Annotated in this window: 11 protein-coding genes and 1 other RNA gene; 6 read left to right on the top strand and 6 right to left on the bottom strand. The window is 65.2% G+C overall.

Going from position 1 to position 18,542, the window contains the following annotated elements:
* Nucleotides 1–33: 33 nt before the first annotated feature.
* Both ABQZ00_RS03710 and bla read right to left on the bottom strand, forming a co-directional pair.
* The gene (locus ABQZ00_RS03710; protein WP_323537554.1) at nucleotides 34–1,008 is read right to left on the bottom strand and encodes an alpha/beta hydrolase; all 975 of its coding nucleotides are present in this window, start codon (nucleotides 1,006–1,008) and stop codon (nucleotides 34–36) included.
* 255 nt (nucleotides 1,009–1,263) lie between these two features.
* Nucleotides 1,264–2,157, bottom strand: a complete 894-nt coding sequence (gene bla, locus ABQZ00_RS03705; RefSeq protein WP_323537555.1) for a class A beta-lactamase — start codon at nucleotides 2,155–2,157, stop codon at nucleotides 1,264–1,266.
* A gap of 100 nt (nucleotides 2,158–2,257) precedes the next feature.
* On the opposite strand from bla, the gene ampR reads away from it, so the two are divergent.
* The gene (gene ampR / locus ABQZ00_RS03700; protein ID WP_323537556.1) at nucleotides 2,258–3,133 is read left to right on the top strand and encodes a LysR family transcriptional regulator AmpR; all 876 of its coding nucleotides are present in this window, start codon (nucleotides 2,258–2,260) and stop codon (nucleotides 3,131–3,133) included.
* A gap of 18 nt (nucleotides 3,134–3,151) precedes the next feature.
* On the opposite strand, the gene ABQZ00_RS03695 is transcribed toward ampR, so the two are convergent.
* Together ABQZ00_RS03695 and ABQZ00_RS03690 are read right to left on the bottom strand one after the other, a co-directional pair.
* The gene (locus tag ABQZ00_RS03695) at nucleotides 3,152–3,649 is read right to left on the bottom strand and encodes a YcxB family protein (RefSeq protein ID WP_323537557.1); all 498 of its coding nucleotides are present in this window, start codon (nucleotides 3,647–3,649) and stop codon (nucleotides 3,152–3,154) included.
* A gap of 50 nt (nucleotides 3,650–3,699) precedes the next feature.
* On the bottom strand, nucleotides 3,700–5,613 hold the full coding sequence (locus ABQZ00_RS03690) for an ABC-F family ATP-binding cassette domain-containing protein (RefSeq protein ID WP_323537558.1): 1,914 nt from the start codon (nucleotides 5,611–5,613) through the stop codon (nucleotides 3,700–3,702).
* 181 nt (nucleotides 5,614–5,794) lie between these two features.
* Between ABQZ00_RS03690 and ABQZ00_RS03685 the strand changes: the two genes are divergently transcribed.
* A complete protein-coding gene (locus ABQZ00_RS03685; protein WP_115528686.1) occupies nucleotides 5,795–8,173 on the top strand; it encodes a TonB-dependent receptor plug domain-containing protein in 2,379 nt (792 codons plus the stop codon).
* 313 nt (nucleotides 8,174–8,486) lie between these two features.
* Here the strand turns inward: ABQZ00_RS03685 and ABQZ00_RS03680 are convergent.
* A non-coding RNA gene (locus tag ABQZ00_RS03680) (sX9 sRNA) lies at nucleotides 8,487–8,562 on the bottom strand.
* A gap of 97 nt (nucleotides 8,563–8,659) precedes the next feature.
* Between ABQZ00_RS03680 and ABQZ00_RS03675 the strand changes: the two genes are divergently transcribed.
* From ABQZ00_RS03675 to ABQZ00_RS03665, 3 genes are all read left to right on the top strand, one after another.
* Entirely contained in the window at nucleotides 8,660–9,085 is a 426-nt protein-coding gene (locus ABQZ00_RS03675; RefSeq protein WP_323537559.1) for a VOC family protein, read from the top strand.
* A gap of 275 nt (nucleotides 9,086–9,360) precedes the next feature.
* Nucleotides 9,361–11,748: a TonB-dependent receptor plug domain-containing protein gene (locus tag ABQZ00_RS03670; RefSeq protein ID WP_055849030.1), complete on the top strand. Its 2,388-nt coding sequence runs from the start codon at nucleotides 9,361–9,363 to the stop codon at nucleotides 11,746–11,748.
* Nucleotides 11,749–12,073: 325 nt separating this feature from the next.
* Nucleotides 12,074–14,473, top strand: a complete 2,400-nt coding sequence (locus ABQZ00_RS03665; RefSeq protein ID WP_055849028.1) for a TonB-dependent receptor plug domain-containing protein — start codon at nucleotides 12,074–12,076, stop codon at nucleotides 14,471–14,473.
* A gap of 166 nt (nucleotides 14,474–14,639) precedes the next feature.
* On the opposite strand, the gene ABQZ00_RS03660 is transcribed toward ABQZ00_RS03665, so the two are convergent.
* On the bottom strand, nucleotides 14,640–15,833 hold the full coding sequence (locus tag ABQZ00_RS03660; RefSeq protein ID WP_323537560.1) for a cytochrome P450: 1,194 nt from the start codon (nucleotides 15,831–15,833) through the stop codon (nucleotides 14,640–14,642).
* 784 nt (nucleotides 15,834–16,617) lie between these two features.
* Here ABQZ00_RS03660 and ybaL point away from each other — a divergent pair.
* The gene (ybaL, locus tag ABQZ00_RS03655; protein ID WP_055849022.1) at nucleotides 16,618–18,312 is read left to right on the top strand and encodes a YbaL family putative K(+) efflux transporter; all 1,695 of its coding nucleotides are present in this window, start codon (nucleotides 16,618–16,620) and stop codon (nucleotides 18,310–18,312) included.
* Nucleotides 18,313–18,542: the final 230 nt, after the last annotated feature.

Below are 18,542 nucleotides of genomic sequence, written 5' to 3'. Positions count from 1 at the left end.
GAAGGTCACTCCGTGCAAGCAGGGCAGCGGCGGTCAGTGCCCTGCGGCCGGGGCCAACACGCCGATAGTCCCCAGCCACGTCTCCACCAGACTTGGCCAGTGCGCGATCGGCAGCCCCTTGGCGCGCAGACCGAAGGCATGCCCGCCCTGCGCGTAGAGATGCATTTCCGTCGGCACGCCGGCCTGCTTCAGCGCAACGTAGTAAGCCAGCGACTGCGTTACCCCATCCACCTCGTCGTCCTCGGCCTGCAGCAGAAAGGTCGGCGGGGTATCGGCGCTCACGGTGATGTCTGGACGCAGCTGTAGGTGGGTTGGATCGCGCTTGGCATGATCCTCATCTTCGTGCGCCCACAGATGGCCCGGATAGACCGCGATGGCAAAATCGGGACGGCAACTTTCCGCATCCGCAGCGTCCACCGGCTGATAGGTGCGCTTTGTAAAGTGCGTACTGGCCGCCGCCACCAGATGACCGCCGGCAGAAAAGCCAAGTACACCAATCTTGTGCGGGGCCACGCCCCACTGGCTGGCTTGTGCGCGCACCAGCCCTAGCGCGCGCTGTGCGTCCTGCAAGGCTGTTTGCACCTTTGGGTAATAGCGGCGACCGTTGTTCCAGGTCGGCCCCGAGTTCGGTACGCGGTATTTCAACAGCACACAGGTAATGCCGCGCCCGGTCAGCCAATCACAGATCTCCGTCCCTTCCAGATCCATGGCCAGAACTTGATAGCCACCACCGGGGAACACCAGCACCGCCGCACCGGTGTTGCGGCCCGTGGGCGCATACACCGTCATCGTCGGCCGGCTGACATCGTTGGCCCTGGGCCACCACGGGCGCCCCGGGCCGGGACCGACCGATTCCGGTTTCGGATGCGGCAACCCATTGGGCACCTTGCCAGGCCAGATCGGCACCTGCACATGGCCCGGTGCCGGTTGCCAGATCTGCGCCTTCGCCGATCCATGCGCGAGCGCAAGTGCGGCGGCGACGACCGCCAAAAAGAGGGGAGTACGCATTGTGCTGATCCAGTGGGTGGCGAGGATGGGATAGAAGCGGATGCGATGCGTCGAACGCGCGGGACGTGCGACCACAGGCCTGGCCGCGCATGCGCCGAGGACTGGATGTCGTGATCGGCAATGCGGGCGCGGCTACCGCGTACGGCGGGCAGTGCGCGATGCCGCCAGCCAACGGCGGCATCCACTGGACTGCCACGCGCGCCGAACGGCGCGATAGCGACACCCCAACCACGCGGCATCGCCGCGTCGCGGCACTCAAGGCGCGAGCGTCTCCCGCACCGCCACCGCGACCGCCTTCAACGCCGCATCGCGCCCAGCGTCGTCGACCTTGGCGCCGTTCAAATACGTCGTCAGCAACAGCGGCGCCCTGCCCTTCGGCGGCCACAGGATCGCGATGTCGTTGCGGGTGTCGGTGCCGTTGCTGCCGGTCTTGTCGCCGATCTTCCAGTCGCGCGTGAGCCCTGCCCGCAGGCAATCGTCGCCGGTGCGGTTGTCGATCATCCAGTCGGTCAGCTGCTTGCGCGAGGCAGGCTGCAGCGCGTTGCCGAGGAGCAGCGTGCGCAGCGTGGTGGCCATTGCCGCCGGGGTGGTGGTGTCGCGCGGCTCGCCGGGGGCGAACCCATTCATCTCCGGCTCGTAGCGGTCACTGCGGGTCTTGGCATCGCCGATGCTGCGCAAGAAGGCGGTCACGCCGGGCGGGCCGCCGACCAGTGGGAACAACAGGTTGGCGGCCGGGTTGTCGCTATAGATCATCGTGGCCCGGCATAGTTCGCCGACACTCAGCGCGCCGCCGACATGGCGCTCGGTCACCGGCGCATGCGACAGCATGTCCGAGGCACCGATCTTGACCGGTTGCGCCAACGGCAGCTTGCCGCGGTCCACCTGCTGCAATACCGCGGCAGCCAATACAAATTTGAAGGTGCTGCACATCGGAAAGCGCTCGTTCTCGCGCTGCCCGATGCGCCATCCGGTGGCGCTGTCGAGCAAGCTGATGCCCAGGCGACCGCCGGTGCCACGTTCGATTTCCGCCCATTGCGCCCGCAGCAGGCCGTCCACCGTCACCACCGGGCTGAGCGCCCGTGCGGGCCGGGACGCCGCAAACAGCATGCCCGCGCCAGTTGCGCATAAGAACTCTCGCCGATTCACCATGTGTCTGCTTCCTTGAGGGAGCCCGCAGTATCGATGCGCACGAAGCAGCCGACCATCGCGATGTTTCGATCCCTGACATGAATTGAACTAATCTCTACGCATGCCCCGCCCTCGCCTTCCACTCAATGCCCTGCGCGCCTTCGAGGCGGCCGCACGCCATCAGAACCTGACCCGCGCAGCCGGCGAGTTGTGCGTGAGCCAGGCCGCGCTCAGCCACCAGATCAAGGCGTTGGAACAACAGCTGGGCACCAGCCTGTTTCACCGCCTGCCACGCGGTGTGGCGCTCACCGACGAAGGGGCGGCGCTGGCACCGGTGCTCGGCGAGGCCTTCGACCGCATCGCCGCCACCCTGGAGCGCTTTGCCGATGGGCGCTATCGCGAAGTGCTCAGCGTGGGCGTGGTGGGCACCTTCGCCACCGGCTGGCTGCTGCCGCGGTTGCCGGCGTTTCATGCCGCGCATCCGGATATCGAATTACGCCTGTCCACCCACAACAACCGGGTCGATCTGGCCGGCGAAGGACTGGATCTGGCAATCCGTTTCGGCGACGGCGACTGGCAGGGCCAGATCGCGCAGGCGCTGATAGAGGCACCGTTTGCACCAGTCTGTGCGCCCAGCATGGCGCGTGGCTTGCGCACGCCGGCCGATCTGGCGCAGCTGCCGTTATTGCGTTCGTATCGTCTGGACGAATGGCCGCAGTGGTTCCGCGCGGCGGGCGTGGCCGAGGTTCCCGCACGCGGGGCGATGTTCGATTCGTCGTTGACCCTGGCCAGCGCGGCGGCGGCCGGGAGCGGCGTGGCGTTGCTGCCGTTGCCGATGTTTCGCCAGGATCTCGACGCGGGGCGCCTGGTGTGCCCATTCCCGATCCAGATCGACGCCGGGCGCTACTGGCTCACCCGGCTGCGCTCGCGCCCAGAGAGCGATGCCGATGCCCGATTGCGCGATTGGCTGGTGGCAGAGCAACAGCGCTCCGGTTAAGCGCGCTCAAGGTGCCGCTCAGCGGCGCGCCGCCTCGATCCCCTGCACCGCCACGCGGCGAAACGCCTCGTAGTGCGCCTGGTCGGCGAACCAGTGCGGGGCGAACAGCTCGAACAAGCGGTCGTTGTGATACAGCAGCAGCACGCGCTCGTTCTCGCGGTAACGGATGTAATCGGACCAGGGCCGGCGCAGCCGCCCGTCCACCCAGGTGATCTCCAGCCCGCTCTCGTCCCACGCAAACGTGTAGGCATACCGCAGCGAGGCCTGCTGGGCGTGCAGGCGTTTGATCTTTCGCGGCAAGCCCCACGCGTACAACGCCGCCAGGCCGATCAAGCCGCCGCCACCGCCGCCGAGCAGCACCGACCCGATGATTTCGCTGGCCCCGATCAGTTGCAGCATGCCCGCCCCGATCAGCAGCAGGACCACCAGGATCACGATCAACAGCTTGCCCGTCTGCCGCGCATGCAGGCGCTGTGCGGCCAGGTGGTCTTCCAGACTGATGGTGGCGCTGATCATGTTCGCTCCTTCCTTGTGCTTGGTCCGACGCGCATCGTAACGCCTGCGCGTCACGCGCCCTCGATCAACTCCATCCACGCCGCTTCCGCTGCGGCCAGCTGCTGCGCCGTCGCCTCACGGTCGCGGCCCAGCACCGCCATCTTGTCGGTGTCGGCATAGTTGCCCGGGTTGGCCAGTTCGCGGTCGAGCTCTGCCAGCAGCGCTTCCAGCTCGCCCACACGCTTTTCGGCGCTGGCCAGCTTGTGCGGGTTGACGGCTTTTTTCGGCGGCAGTGGTTTGGTCGGCGGCGGCGGGGTCGGTGCCACTTCGGCCATCTTCTGCTTGGTGCCTTGCGCGGCCGGGCGGCTGCGCAGCCAGGCGGCGTATTCGTCCAGATCGCCATCGAACGGCTCGACCACGCCATCGGCCACCCGCCAGAAACTGTCGCAGACCAGGCCGATCAGATGGCGGTCGTGCGAGACCATCACGATGGCGCCTTCGAAGTCGCTCAGCGCCTCGGCCAGGGCCTCACGCATCTCCAGGTCCAAATGGTTGGTCGGTTCGTCGAGCAGCAGCACGTTGGGCTGTTGCCAGGCGATCAAGGCCAATGCCAGACGCGCACGCTCGCCACCGGAGAAGCCATCCACCACTTCGAACGCACGGTCGCCGGCGAAATTCCATTTACCCAGGAAATCGCGGAACGCCTGATTGGAACCATCCGGCGACAGATCGCGGAAGTGATCCATCGGCGACTGACCTTCGTGCAGCGACTCCACCGTGTGCTGGGCGAAGTAGCCGACGCGCAGGTCCGGATGCGCGTTGCGCTCGCCCGCCAGCGGCGCCAGCTCGCCGACCAGAGTCTTGACCAGCGTGGTCTTGCCCGCGCCGTTGGGACCGAGCAGACCGATGCGGTCGCCGGCCTCCAGGCCGAATCCGACGTCGTGCAGGATGACGGTTGCCGCGCTCCCCCCATCCGCCCTCCGGGCACCTTCCCCCGCCAGCGGGGGAAGGGTAGCGGGATAGCCGGCTTCGATATGGTTTAACCGAATCAGCGAAAACGGCAGCCGATTGGGCTGCGCGAACTGGATGCGGAATTCGCGCTCGGCGCGCACCGCCTCGGTACCGGCCATCTTGGCCAGGCGCTTCATGCGGCTCTGCGCCTGCGTCGCCTTGCTGGCCTGCGCCTTGAAGCGATCGATGAAGCTCTGCAAATGCGCGCGCTCGGTCTGTTCCTTGTCGTGCGCGATCTGCTGCTGGCGCAGGTGTTCGATGCGCTGGCGCTCGAAATCGGTGTAGCCGCCGACGTACAGCTTGGCGGTGCCGCCATGCAGATGCAGCGTGTGGGTGGCCACGTTGTCCAGAAACTCGCGGTCATGGCTGATCAACAGCAAGGTGCCCGGGTACTTGAGCAGCCATTGCTCCAGCCACAGCACCGCGTCCATGTCCAAGTGGTTGGTTGGTTCGTCGAGCAGCAGCAGGTCGCTGGGCATCATCAGCGCGCGCGCCAGGTTCAACCGCACCCGCCAGCCGCCGGAGAACGACGACACCGCACGGTGGTGCGTATCGGCCGGGAAGCCCAGGCCGTGCAGCAGCTTGCCGGCACGCGCTTCGGCATCGTAAGCGCCGAGTTCGGCCATCTTCTGGTGCGCATTGGCGACCGCTTCCCAGTCTTCGCGCGCGGTGGCTGCCGCTTCTTCCTGCAGCACCGCGGACACCTCGATATCGCCGCCGAGCACGAACGACAGCGCCGGGTCCGGCAACGACGGGGTTTCCTGCGAGACGCTGGCGGTGCGCACCTTGCCGGGCAGATCCACGTCGCCCTTGTCGGCCTCCAGCTCGCCCTTTACCGCGGCGAACAGGCTCGACTTACCGGTACCGTTCCGCCCCACCACGCCGACGCGGTAGCCGGCATGCATGGTCAGGTCGACGTTGGACAACAGCAGACGCTCGCCGCGTCGCATGGAGAAGTTGCGCAGGGAAATCATTGATGGACAGTCCGATAGAACGAAAAGGAATGAGCAGATGAGCAGCATTCCTGCGACGCCATTCTAGCGTTAACGAATAATTAGCGCCTTCAGGTTGAACGACACGCGCGCTTCGCACGGCCGTGATCGCCACCCGCCCAGTCTAGTTGGCCCCGCTCGGGCTGCCGTTTTCGGAGTTGTCATGAATCACCCCCTGTCCTTGCTTGCGACCGCCGTGGTCGCTGCACTGCTTGCTTCTCCCGCCCTGGCGCAGGACGCCGCGCCGGCCACCGCCAATACCCTGGATACGGTGATCGTCACCGGCACCCGCGTGGCCGACCGCACCGTGGCCGAGTCGCAATCGCCGATCGACATCATCAGCGCCGAGTCGCTACAGGCCACCGGCACCCCGGAACTGGCCACCGCGCTGGCGCGCGCGCTGCCGTCGCTGAACTTCCCGCGCCCGGCGCTGAGCGACGGCACCAGCGCGATCCGCCCGGCCCAGCTGCGCGGCCTGTCGCCCGACCAGGTACTGGTGCTGGTCAATGGCAAGCGCCGTCATACCTCGTCGCTGCTCAATCTCAACGGCACCATCGGCCGCGGCGCGGCGGCGGTGGATCTGAACACCATCCCCGTGGCGGCGATCGCGCGGGTGGAAGTGCTGCGCGACGGCGCGTCGGCGCAATACGGCTCCGATGCCATCGCCGGCGTGGTCAACATCGTGCTCAAGGGCGCGGAAAAGGGCGGCAGCCTGCAGGCCGGGTTCGGCCAGTATTCGGCCGGCGACGGCAACAACTACGAGCTGTCCGGCGACACCGGCGTGGCCTACGGCGGCGACCGCGGCTGGCTGCATGTGGCCGCCCAGCTCAATCAGCAGGACCCCACCGACCGCGCCCGCGGCTATGCCGGCGCACCCAGCGTGTCGCAGCCGGCCGTGGGCCAGAAGGCATTCAAGATCGGCGACCCCGACGTCAACGCGCAGGCCGCCTCGCTCAATACCGAATACCAGTTCAGCGACAGCATCACCGGCTACGCGTTCGCCACCGCCAGCAACCGCGATATCACCTCGTTCGCGTTCTTCCGCGCGCCGGGCAGCAGCCAGAACATCCTGTCGATCTACCCGCAAGGCTTTTTGCCTGAGATCCAGAGCTACGCCAAGGACCGCTCGCTGGTGGCCGGCGTGCGCGGCTCCACCGCCAGCGGTTGGGACTGGGATGCCAGCTACAACTACGGCTACAACCGCATCGATTTCCACACCCGCAACACGCTCAACGTGAGCCTGGGGCCGACCTCGCCGACGTCGTTCTACGACGGCGCGTTGGAGACCACGCAGAACATCGTCAACCTGGACGTCAAGCGCGGTTTCGACTGGGGCCTGGCGTATCCGGTGACAGTGGCCTTCGGCGCCGAATACCGCAACGAAAAGTGGAACCAGTCGCCGGGCGAAGTGGGCTCCTACTTGCAGGCCGGCACCTTGGCTGGTGGCGCGCAGGGCTTCGGCGGATTCGCCCCCAGCGTGTCGGGCCAGTATTCGCGCAACAGCTATGCGTTGTACGCCGACCTGGAAGCCGACTTCACCGACAAGTTCTCCGCCGGCCTGGCCGGCCGCTACGAAGACTATGACGACTTCGGCAGCCAGGCCTCGGGCAAGTTGTCGGGGCGCTATGCGTTCACCGACAAGATCGCGTTGCGCGGCACGGTGGCCTCGGGCTTCCGCGCACCGTCGCTGGCGCAGCAGTATTTCCAGTCCACCAGCACCACCTTCCTGGCCGGCAATCCCAATCCGTTCGAGATCCGCACCTTCCCGGCCGACAGCAACGTGGCGCGCGCCTTCGGTGCCGAACCGCTGGATGCAGAAACCTCGCTGTCCTACAGCCTGGGCCTGGTGTTGCAGCCCACCGATGCGCTCTACCTCACCATCGATGCCTACCAGATCGACGTGGACGACCGCATCGTGCTGTCGTCCAACCTCACCGGTGCCGGCGTGCGCAGCCTGCTGGAAGCGCAGGGCATCTTCGGCATCAACGGTGGGCGCTACTTCACCAACGCGGTGGATACGCGCACCCGTGGCGTGGACGTGGTCGGCAGCTACCGCTGGCAGCTGGCCGCCAGCAGCGTGGACCTGACCGCCGGTTACAACTACTCCGAAACGGAAGTGCGCAATGTGGCGGCCAACCCGGCGGCGTTGTCGGCCAACGGGCTGAGCCTGGAGCGCATCGACCGCACCGAGCGTGGGCGCATCGAAGAAGGCTTCCCGCGCGACAAGTTCCTGGTCAACGGCAGCTGGAATTCCGAGCACTGGACGCTGGCGCTGGGCGCTACCCGCTACGGCGAATACAGCACGCGCCCGGCGGCGGCGATCAACGACCAGACCTTCGGTGCCAAGTGGGTGGTGGATGCCTCGGCCAGCTATAAGGTCGATCGCTGGACGCTCACGCTGGGCGCAGACAACCTGCTGGACGAGTATCCGGACGAGAACAACTTCGCCAACTCCACCAGCGGGCAGTTTGCGTACAGCAATCTGTCGCCGTTCGGCTTCAACGGTGCCTATGTCTACGGGCGTATCAACTATCGCTGGTAAACACGGCCAACGCCGCTAGCGACAGCTGACGATGGAACGCGGCTGCACGTTGATGTTGTGCAGCGCTGCAGCGTCGACATCCAAGGTTTGACCACACGCCCCGGCCAGCCCGGGGCGTGTGCGTTTTTGCGGTTGTGACAGATGCGCAAGCAGGCGCAACCGCTCGCCGAATGCCGCTCTGCGCTGCATGGCATGTGCACAGCACGCGCACCACAGGCTTGCCATCAAGCTGCGGTGCGCTGGCTGGCTGCCATGCGTCCACACAGCTCACGCACCTCGATGACGATGCGTACGCCCGGTGCGTGCTAAGAGCGGCTAACAAAACGTAGCGAGCAGTCGTCAGGTGGGTGTGGACGGCGCGGAGGAACCGGAGTGTACGGGTGGTACATGAGGATTCCGAGCACCGGCCGCGCCCGCCTGGCGGCTGCACAGTAGTTTTGTTAGCTGCTCTAAGACCGGTGCTCCTGTCATTGCCGGAGCACGCCAATGGAAGCCTCGCAACTGTGTCGCGGCCGCTTGATCGATCACCTGCATCTGGTGGTGCACGACCTGCCGGCAAGCCGCCGCTTCTATCAAGCCGTGCTCGCGGTCCTGGGCATCCCCATCGGCGGCGACGGCGATGGCTACTTCTGGGCCGACGAACTATTCGTTTCCAACCGCGACACGGTGGCGCAAGGCGTGTTGACCGGCCGCCATCATCTGGCCTTCCAGGCGCGCGACGTTGCGATGGTGCAGGCGTTCCATGACGCCGCGCTGGCCAACGGTGGGCGCGACAACGGCGCGCCGGGTTTGCGCCCCTATCACCCAAATTATTACGCGGCGTTTGTGCTCGACCCGGATGGCAACAACATCGAGGTGGTCTTCCACGGTCCTGCGCAACGCAGTGCCGATGCGGTGCAGATCACGTTTTGATGCACAAGTTTCATAACTGGTATCGATGCCCAAAATGGGGCAACGCAATCCGTTGCCCAGCGTAGGGAAATGCAATCGACGCCTCACTTTGGTGCACGATGACAACGTTGACATAAGCATACGTTCGATGACAGTTGCATGCGGAACGTAACCAAAATTTGACATGTGGTTACGCGTGGTTAATGGTTGAGAACGTACCGCAGCTGCCGCAACGGACGCGGCCTGGGAGGGGGCCCACTGCGCTGCATCCGTTCCCCACTCGGAGTTGTTACCGCATGAATTGCAAGTCCAGTCCACTCGCAGTCGCTGTCGTTGTTGCCTTGTCGTTTTCCGCTTCAACCGCAGTTGCGCAGTCGCAAGCTCCCACCCAGAAAACCCTCGACACGCTGATCGTGACCGGCACGCGCGTGGCCGACCGCACCGTGGCCGAATCGGCATCGCCGATCGACATCATCTCGCCACAGGCCCTGGAATCGACCGGTACCACCGAGTTGGCTACCGCGCTATCACGCGCGATCCCCTCGCTCAATTTCCCCCGGCCCGCCATCTCCGACGGCTCGGATGCGGTGCGCCCGGCACAGCTGCGCGGCCTGTCGCCCGATCAGGTGCTGGTGCTGGTCAACGGCAAGCGCCATCACAGCACCGCGCTGATCAATCTCAACGACACCCAGGGCCGTGGCTCGTCACCGGCCGATCTCAACACCATCCCGATCGCTGCGGTGGAGCGCATCGAAGTGCTGCGCGACGGTGCGTCGGCGCAATACGGCTCCGATGCAATTGCCGGCGTGATCAACATCGTGCTCAAGGGCAGCGGTGAAGGCGGCAGCGTCAATGGCCGCTACGGCAAGTACAGCGCTGGCGACGGCGAGCAGTATCAGCTGTCCGGCGACGCCGGTTTCAGCTTCGCCGGCACCGGCAAGGTGCATCTGGCTGCGCAGGCCGGGCATTCGGATCAGACCAACCGCGCGTTGCCGTTCGGCGGCCGCGTGGAGCAACGCTACGGCGACCCGGAGATCGACCAGGGCGCCATCTCGTTCAACGGCCAATACAGCCCCACCGATTATCTGACCTTCTACTCGTTCGGCATGGTCAGCCGGCGCGAAGTGCTGTCCAACGGCTATTTCCGTTTTGCCGGCGACAACCGCAATCGCCCGGAAATCTATCCGGACGGCTTCCTGCCGCAGATCTATAACGTCAGCAAGGACGTGTCGTGGGTCGGCGGCTTGAAGACCTCCACCGAAGGCGGCTTGAACATCGATCTGAGCTACAACTACGGCCAGAACAATCTCACCTTCGATGTGCGCAACAGCTTGAACAACAGCCTGGGCGTGACCAGCCCAACCGACTTCCATGCCGGTACGCTGGAAGTGACACAGAACGTGCTCAACGCCGACTTCACCAAGACCCTCGATTGGGGCCTGGCCTACCCGGTCACGCTGGCCTTCGGTGCGGAATGGCGAGGCGAGAAGTTCAACCAGTCGCCTGGCGATGCGGCCTCGTCGGCCAACGGCGGTATTCCGTCTGCAAACGGCGCGTTGATTCCTGGCGCGCAGGTGTTTCCGGGCTTCAAACTCTCCGATGCCGGCTACTACGACCGCAACAGCCATTCGGCGTATGTGGATCTGGAAGCGGATCTGACCGAGAAGTTCTCGGCCGGCCTGGCCGGGCGCTACGAGAAGTACAGCGACTTCGGCGACACCGCCACCGGCAAGCTGTCGCTGCGCTATGCGTTCACCGACAAGGTGGCGCTGCGTGCTACGGCCTCCACCGGCTTTCGTGCGCCGTCGCTGCAGCAGCAGAACTTCCAGTCGATCGCCACGCAGTTCCTCAACGTGGCCCAGCCCAACGGCTCGGTGACGGCGATTCCGTTCGAGATCGGCACCTTCCGCACCGACAACCCGGCCGCCATCGCGCTCGGCGCCGAACCGCTGAAGGCCGAGGAATCCAAGAACTACGGCCTGGGCGTGGTGTTGCAACCGGTCGAAAACCTGTACATCACCGTCGATGCGTACCGCATCGATATCGATGACCGCGTCGTGCTATCGGAGAACCTGACCTCCATCGCCGCGCGTAACTATCTGCAGGCTAATGGCTTCCCGGGCATCGGTGGCGGGCGCTATTTCACCAACGCGGTGGACACCAAGACCCAGGGCGTGGATGCGGTCGGCACTTACCGTTGGAACCTGGATGGCGGCAGCGCGGAGCTGACCAGCGGCTATAACTACAACAAGACCGAAGTAGAGAAGATCGCCGACAACCCGGCAGCGCTGGTGGCGATCGACCCGAATGCGGTGCGCATCGGTCGCGCGGAACTGGGCCGTATCACCGAAGGCACGCCGCGCGACAAGTTCTTCCTGGGCGGCACCTGGGCGCCGGGCAACTGGTCGTTCACCGGCACGGCCACGCGCTGGGGCGAGTTCAGCACCTTCGGCACCAACGCCGGCAGCGACCAGACCTACGCGGCCAAGTGGACGTTGGATCTGGCTGCTTCGTACAAGCTGGGCGCCTGGAACTTCACCGTCGGTGGCGACAACGTGCTCAACGAGTATCCCGACCGCCAGGAAGCCGGGCTGGGCACGCGCACCTACCTGCCCTACAGCAGCGCCTCGCCGTTCGGTTTCAACGGTGCGTTGGTGTACGCCAACGTGAACTACAAGTGGTAATCGCAGGCGTCGGTCGCTAGCGACCGATGCTTCCCTTGCACGGCAGCGCAGTACAGCGCGTTGCCGACTGCAGCGGTCTTGCGCCCGCACTCTCGCGACGGGGAGTGCGGGCAATCGAATCTTCGTTTCGCCGCTTTCGCAAGGACGCCCCGCAAGGATGCACAACGCGCTGCATGGCGCGTTGCAGATCGCCGGCATTGCCGCGCCTGCTGCTTTGCATCTGCAAAGACCCAGCGTGCATGCCCGATCACCCCACGCAGTTGTCTTCTCCCGGTTACACGCACTTCACCGCTGCGTCCTTCATCCCCTTTGAGCCTTGATTCCCATGCACACCTCCAACGCACTCTCGCTGGCGATTTCAGTCGCACTCACCGTCTGTTCGTTCGCTGCCAGTGCGCAGTCGCAATCGACCCCGCCGCAGAAAACCCTGGACACCCTGATCGTCACCGGTACCCGCGTCAGCGACCGCACCGTGGCCGAATCCGAATCGCCCATCGACATCATCACCGAGCAATCGCTGCAGGCCACCGGCGCCACCGACATCGCCACGGCGCTGGGCAAACTGCTGCCGTCGCTGAACTTCCCGCGCCCGGCGATTTCCGATGGCAATGACGCCTCGCGCCCGGCCACCCTGCGCGGGCTGTCGCCGGATGCGGTGCTGGTGCTGGTCGATGGCAAGCGTTATCACACCTCTTCGCTGATCAACTACAACCCGTACGTGGGTCGCGGCTCGGCGCCGGCCGATCTGAACTCGCTGCCGATGTCGGCGATTGCGCGGATCGAAGTGCTGCGCGATGGCGCATCGGCGCAATACGGCTCCGATGCCATCGCCGGCGTGGTCAACATCGTGCTCAAACACGGCGCCGCTGCAGGCAGCAACAGCATCTCGGTCAACGGCGGCATCATGGACAAGGGCGATGGCGAGCAGAACGGCATCGACGGTTCGGTGGGCCTGGCCTTCGGCGGCAGCGGCGGCGACACCGCGCCGGGCTGGGTGCGGCTGTCGTGGAACTACCAGAACACCATGAGCACCAATCGCGGCGAAAACACCAACCGCGCCACCACCGTGCCGGGGACGCCCAATCCGGGCGGTGTGCCGTATCAGCGCCACGGCGACCCGGCGTCCAACTTCTATCAGGGCCTGGCCGCATTCGGCTATGAGTTCTCGCCCAATGTGGAGCTGTACGGCCATCTGAGCATGAGCCGTCGCGAAGTCACTTCCAACGGCTATTACCGCGCCGCCGACAACACCGCGCGCAATGTGCAGGCGATCTATCCCAACGGCTTTCTGCCGCAGATCTACAACCCCACCAACGACCGCTCGGCCGTGTTGGGCCTGAAGGGCAGCACCGAGAACGAATGGAATTGGGACGTGTCGGCCACCTACGGCAAGAACGACATGACCTTCAACATCCTCAACAGCATTAACACCAATCTGTACTACACCACCGGCGCCTCGCCGACCAACTTCAACTCCGGCGGCTTTGAAACCGAGCAGGGTACGGTCAATGTCGACGTCAACAAGTCCTTCGACTGGGGCCTGGCGTATCCGGTCAATGTGGCCTTCGGTGCCGAGCACCGTCAGGACCGCTATGAGATCACCGCTGGCTCGCCGGCTTCGTACTTCTTCGATCCCAACACCATCAATCCCGACACCGGCGCGCCCTACCCCGGTGGCGCGCAGGTGTTCTCAGGCCTGGAGCCCTCGGTGGCCGGCCGCTTCGGTCGTCATAGCAATGCGGTCTACGCCAACCTGGAAGCGGACATCACCGACAAGCTCTCCGGCGGCATTGCCGGGCGCTTCGAAAACTACAGCGACGCCGGTTCCACGCGCTCGGGCAAGCTGTCGGCGCGCTACGCCTTCAGCGATACGTTCTCGTTGCGCGGCACCATCTCCAACGGCTTCCGCGCCCCGTCGCTGGCGCAACAGAACTACGCTTCGGTGGTGACGCTGATCCAGAACGGCGAGCTGGTGCAGGTCGGCACCTATCGCACCTCCGACCCAGTGGCTGTCGCATTGGGCGCCCGCCCGCTGAGCCCGGAAAAATCCACCAACTACGGCCTGGGCGGCGTGTGGCAGCCCACCGCCAACTTCACCTCCAGCCTGGACGTCTACCAGATCCGCATCTGGGACCAGATCCTGTATTCGGATCAGTTGCAGCTTGCGCAGCCGATCGGCCAGGTGGCGGCAGTGCAGTTCTTCGTCAACGGCGCCACCAGCCGCACCCGCGGTGTGGACTGGATCAACAGCTACCTGGCCGATCTAGGCAACTACGGCAAGCTCAATCTCAGCGCCAGCGCCAACTACAACAAGACCACCATCCTGGAGCTGTCCAACCCCAACTTCGGCCGCGCCAGCCAGGGCCTGCTCACCGATGCCACGCCGCGCACCAAGTACATGGCTGCCGCGGACTGGTCGATCGGCGGATTCGCGCTGAATTTCAACGCTACCCGTTACGGATCGATCAAGCGCATCAGCGACCCGGCCGATGGCAGCCAGGACCAGACCTATGACGCGCGCTGGCTGCTGAATCTGGCCGCCAGCCAGACCTGGGACGCGTTCACCTTCACCGTGGGTGCGGACAACATCACCAACCAGTACCCGACCAAGGCGCAGCTCACCACCGCCTACGACGACCGTGCCGGCGGCCTGCAGTATTCGTCGCTGTCGCCGTTCGGCTTCAACGGCCGCTACTGGTATGGCCGGGTCACCTATCGGTTCTGATTGGGGACGTGTATTGGCTGTTTAGCGCCCGCGCTGATCGCAGACTGCGATCAGCGCGGGCGTGGCACAGGCATCGCCGATCGCTTGGCGATGCCTGTCGCTGTCATCGCATCCACGCGTGTGCCAGTTCCCAACGCGTGGCTCGTGCAAGGCAGCACGCGTTGCCTCACCACGACGCCGGCAAGGCATCCACGCCGCGCAGATTGGCGCGGTCATTCCATGTCAGCGTCTCAGGTTGCTCCAGGCGCAACGCCGGCAACTGCTCCAGCAGTGCAGCAAGCGCTGCCTCCATTTCGATCAAGGCCAGCCGGTTGCCCAGGCAGTGGTGAATACCGCCGCCGAACGACAGCGCACGCCCTTGCTGTCGGCGGATATCCAGCACCTGCGGGTCGCTGAATTGCACCGGGTCGTGATTGGCCGCGCCCAGCATCAGATACACCATCTCACCTTCGCGCAACGCGCTCCCAGCGATCTCGAAGTCCTGCAATACCGTGCGCGTGGCCATCTGTACCGAGCTGTCGTAACGCAGGCATTCGAGTACAGCATTGGGCAGCAAGGCCGGGTTCTGCTGCAGCAGCGCCAACTGCTCGGGATGCCGATGCAGGGCGACCAGTGCATTGCAGATCATGTTGGACGTGGTTTCGTGGCCGGCGAAAAATAGCAGGATCACATTGGAGACGATCTCGTCGCTGCTCAGCCGGTGACCCTGATCCTCTGCACGAATGAAGCGTGAGATCAGATCGTCGCCATCGCTGCTTCGACGCGCTTCGATCACCGCATGAAAGTAGCTTTCCAACTGCAGATACGCCGCGCTGGTGGCTTCCAGCTCTTTGGGCGTCATCAACGGGTCGAACACCTTGGCCAGTGCGCTGGTGGCCTGCCCGACCGTGATGGCGTCGGCAGGATCGATGTCGAGCATGCGGCAGATGATGCTGATCGGCAGCGGAAACGCGAAGTCGCGCAACACATCGCACTGGCCCTGTGCGCGAAAGCCGGCAATCAACGCCGCAGCGGTATCGCTGGCCACCTGACGCATCGACTCCATCTGCCGCGCATTGAATGCCTGGGTCATCAGCCCGCGCAGACGCGTGTGCACCGGTGGATTGACCATCAAGAACATGCGGCTCATGCCCTGAAACAGCGGCATCTCCACGGCGGCCTCGCCATAGCGCAGACGGATACTCTGCAGATAATCGCGGCCGACGCGTCGGTCGCTGAGCAGGCTGTCGACCACCGCGTAGTGGCCGGTCATCAGGCGGCGTTCTGCCACCTCCACCAGCGGCCCTTCGGCGCGCAGGCGTGCATAGGTCGGATACGGGTCCTGACGAAACTGTTCTGTTGCGAAGTCGCTGAGATGCATGACCTGGGCTCGTGAAGCCTGATCGCGGGGGAAGCGATTGAGGCGTGGCATGGGGAGGGAGTGCAGACCGCTTGCGCGAAGCGACGCCTGGATTGTCAGCCGTCGTTGCGCATCTGCCTGACACAGGCGCGAAGCCGTGTCGTCAAACTTCAAACCCTGTGCGACGACGCCGTTGCGTCATCGCGCGTGCGCATCGATGACAGCGCGCAACCCTCTCCACGATTGCCGCGTTGCATGCGCAACGTCGCACGCGTTGCGCGTTGCGAGACACGCGCGTAGCCGCGTAGCGATCGATTCGCGCCTGTTGCAGCCAAGGGCCAGCGATGGCGTGCACACCCAAACCACTGCCTGTGCGGGTGACCTGGGGACGTGCAATCGGCCATGGTTACGCGGCGCGTCGTCACGACGCTATTCAGCGCTGCGGCACAGTCGCAGTGCGCTGTCGATGGTGGCCGGTGTCGATGGATGTGCTATCGATGGATGTGCTGTCCGGCGACGCCGCGGCCGCAGCGGTCCGTCGGTTGGCAGTGCTGGCATCGGTTCGAGCGACCCGCATCACCGTCGCCAACGGATCGCCGCTCGCGGCCGCATGCGCTACGTGTCGCATCGCGTTAATCATGCGCTGTGTACTATGGGCGTCCGGCCAACCGGACCGCTCTGCGGCCCTGGTCCCCCGCGCCGGATTCCAGCACTTCATTCGCGATGCCCGCAGGCGCTGCCCGGCGCAGTTCGTTTGGCTGGTCACGCCGTTTCATCACTTCGGACACTCTCACAACGGATTGGAATGCACCACGACACCAGCCTCATCGACATCATCGCCGTCGGCCTCGCGGTCGCCTTCATCCTGGGCACGCTCGCGCAGAAGATGAAGCTCTCGCCGCTGGTCGGCTACTTGTTGGCTGGCGTCTGCGTTGGGCCGTTTACACCGGGATTCGTGGCCGATCAGACCATGGCCAACCAGCTGTCCGAGCTGGGCGTGATGTTGCTGATGTTCGGGGTGGGCCTGCATTTCTCGCTCGAAGACCTGATGGAAGTGAAGTGGATCGCGGTACCCGGTGCGCTGGCGCAGATCGTGGTGGCCACGCTGCTCGGCTGGGCGCTGGCCTGGAGCATGGGCTGGCCGTTGATTCATGGCCTGGTGTTCGGCCTGGCGCTGTCGGTGGCCAGTACCGTGGTGCTGTTGCGCGCGCTGGAAGAACGCCGCTTGCTGGACACCCAGCGCGGCCGCATCGCGGTGGGCTGGCTGATCGTCGAAGACCTGGTGATGGTGCTGGCCCTGGTGTTGTTGCCGGCGCTGGCGGATGCGCTCGGGACCGGTACGCCAGCTGCGCACGACGGCGCGTCCAGCTCGCTGCTGGCCGCACTCGGACTGACCTTGCTCAAGATGGTGGCGTTTGTCGCGGCGATGCTGGTGATCGGCCGGCGAGTGATTCCGTGGTCGCTGGAAAAAGTGGCTGCGACCGGCTCGCGCGAGCTGTTTACCCTGGCCGTGCTCGGTATCGCGCTGGGTGTGGCGTTCGTGTCGGCCACGTTGTTCGGTGTGTCGTTTGCACTGGGCGCGTTCTTCGCCGGCATGCTGCTCAAGGAATCCGAGCTCAGCCATAAGGCCGCCAGCGATTCGCTGCCGTTACGCGACGCGTTTGCGGTGCTGTTCTTCGTGTCGGTGGGCATGTTGTTCGACCCGATGATTCTGATCGCGCACCCGTGGCAGGTGCTGGCCACCTTCCTGACCATCACCGTGGGCAAGTCGCTGGCGGCGTTTGTGATCGTGCGCGCGTTCGGCCACCCCACCGGCACGGCGCTGACCATTTCCACCAGCCTGGCGCAGATCGGCGAGTTTTCTTTCATCCTGGCCGGGCTGGGCGTGCAACTGGCGATCCTGCCGGAGACCGGGCGCGATCTGATCCTGGCCGGCGCGTTGTTGTCGATCGTGGCCAACCCCTTCCTGTTCTCGTGGCTGGACCGTTGGCAGGCCAAGCAAGCGCAGGATGCACCGGCCAAGGTGGAGCCGGAACTGCCGCCCGGCCCGCCATTGCCGGCCGACGGGCATGCCATCGTCATCGGCTACGGCCGCGTAGGCAGCGCGCTGGCGCAGCTGCTGCGCAGCCGTGGCGTGCCGGTGCTGGTGATCGACGACAACGGCGACCACGTGGCCAAGGCGCATGCAGCCGGTATCCCCGGCATCCGCGGCAGCGCAGCGGCAGACCGGGTCCTGGCCGAAGCTCGCCCGGAGAACGCGAAAATCGCGATTCTGGCGATCCCGCAACCGCTGGAAGCCGGCGAAGCGCTGGCCAAGCTGCGCGCGATCAACCCGTCGCTGACCTTGCTGGCGCGCGCGCATAGCGATGCCGAGGTCAAGCATCTGCTCGAACACGGCGCCGACGGCGCAGTGCTGGCCGAACGCGAACTGGCCTACTCGCTGGCCGAAATGGTGATGTCCACGCCGCCGTACCGTGCGTTGAACGTGCCGGCGTCGTAATCGCCGCCTGGCGGCGAAGCCGACGACACTGCAGATAAAGCCATTGGGCAAACGTAGACATCGCGCCGCAGCACCACAGGTGCGATACGCACCAGGCGCAGATTCCTGCGGCAACTAGCCCGGCCGAAACTCCAGCCGCTGCGCCGGCCCACTGCAGGAGTGGATGTCTGACAGACCTGCGCTCGCTGCGTCCGCCGAATTTGCTGGATGAGCGGTGCGGCCGGTGAACT

Origin of the sequence: Xanthomonas sp. WHRI 10204 (assembly GCF_040202875.1) — a bacterium.
Classification (GTDB): Bacteria; Pseudomonadota; Gammaproteobacteria; order Xanthomonadales; family Xanthomonadaceae; genus Xanthomonas.
Note: the sequence above shows the minus strand (reverse complement) of the source record. Positions and strands in the feature narration are given on the sequence as shown.

What these genes read in the sequence shown, in the direction of transcription:
- ABQZ00_RS03660 (WP_323537560.1), bottom strand. Translation starts at nt 15,833, where the DNA reads ATGCATCTCAGCGACTTCGCAACAGAACAGTTTCGTCAGGACCCGTAT.
- ABQZ00_RS03690 (WP_323537558.1), bottom strand. Translation starts at nt 5,613, where the DNA reads ATGATTTCCCTGCGCAACTTCTCCATGCGACGCGGCGAGCGTCTGCTG.
- ABQZ00_RS03685 (WP_115528686.1), top strand. Translation starts at nt 5,795, where the DNA reads ATGAATCACCCCCTGTCCTTGCTTGCGACCGCCGTGGTCGCTGCACTG.
- ampR (WP_323537556.1), top strand. Translation starts at nt 2,258, where the DNA reads ATGCCCCGCCCTCGCCTTCCACTCAATGCCCTGCGCGCCTTCGAGGCG.
- ABQZ00_RS03670 (WP_055849030.1), top strand. Translation starts at nt 9,361, where the DNA reads ATGAATTGCAAGTCCAGTCCACTCGCAGTCGCTGTCGTTGTTGCCTTG.
- ABQZ00_RS03695 (WP_323537557.1), bottom strand. Translation starts at nt 3,649, where the DNA reads ATGATCAGCGCCACCATCAGTCTGGAAGACCACCTGGCCGCACAGCGC.
- ABQZ00_RS03710 (WP_323537554.1), bottom strand. Translation starts at nt 1,008, where the DNA reads ATGCGTACTCCCCTCTTTTTGGCGGTCGTCGCCGCCGCACTTGCGCTC.
- ABQZ00_RS03665 (WP_055849028.1), top strand. Translation starts at nt 12,074, where the DNA reads ATGCACACCTCCAACGCACTCTCGCTGGCGATTTCAGTCGCACTCACC.
- bla (WP_323537555.1), bottom strand. Translation starts at nt 2,157, where the DNA reads ATGGTGAATCGGCGAGAGTTCTTATGCGCAACTGGCGCGGGCATGCTG.
- ABQZ00_RS03675 (WP_323537559.1), top strand. Translation starts at nt 8,660, where the DNA reads ATGGAAGCCTCGCAACTGTGTCGCGGCCGCTTGATCGATCACCTGCAT.
- ybaL (WP_055849022.1), top strand. Translation starts at nt 16,618, where the DNA reads ATGCACCACGACACCAGCCTCATCGACATCATCGCCGTCGGCCTCGCG.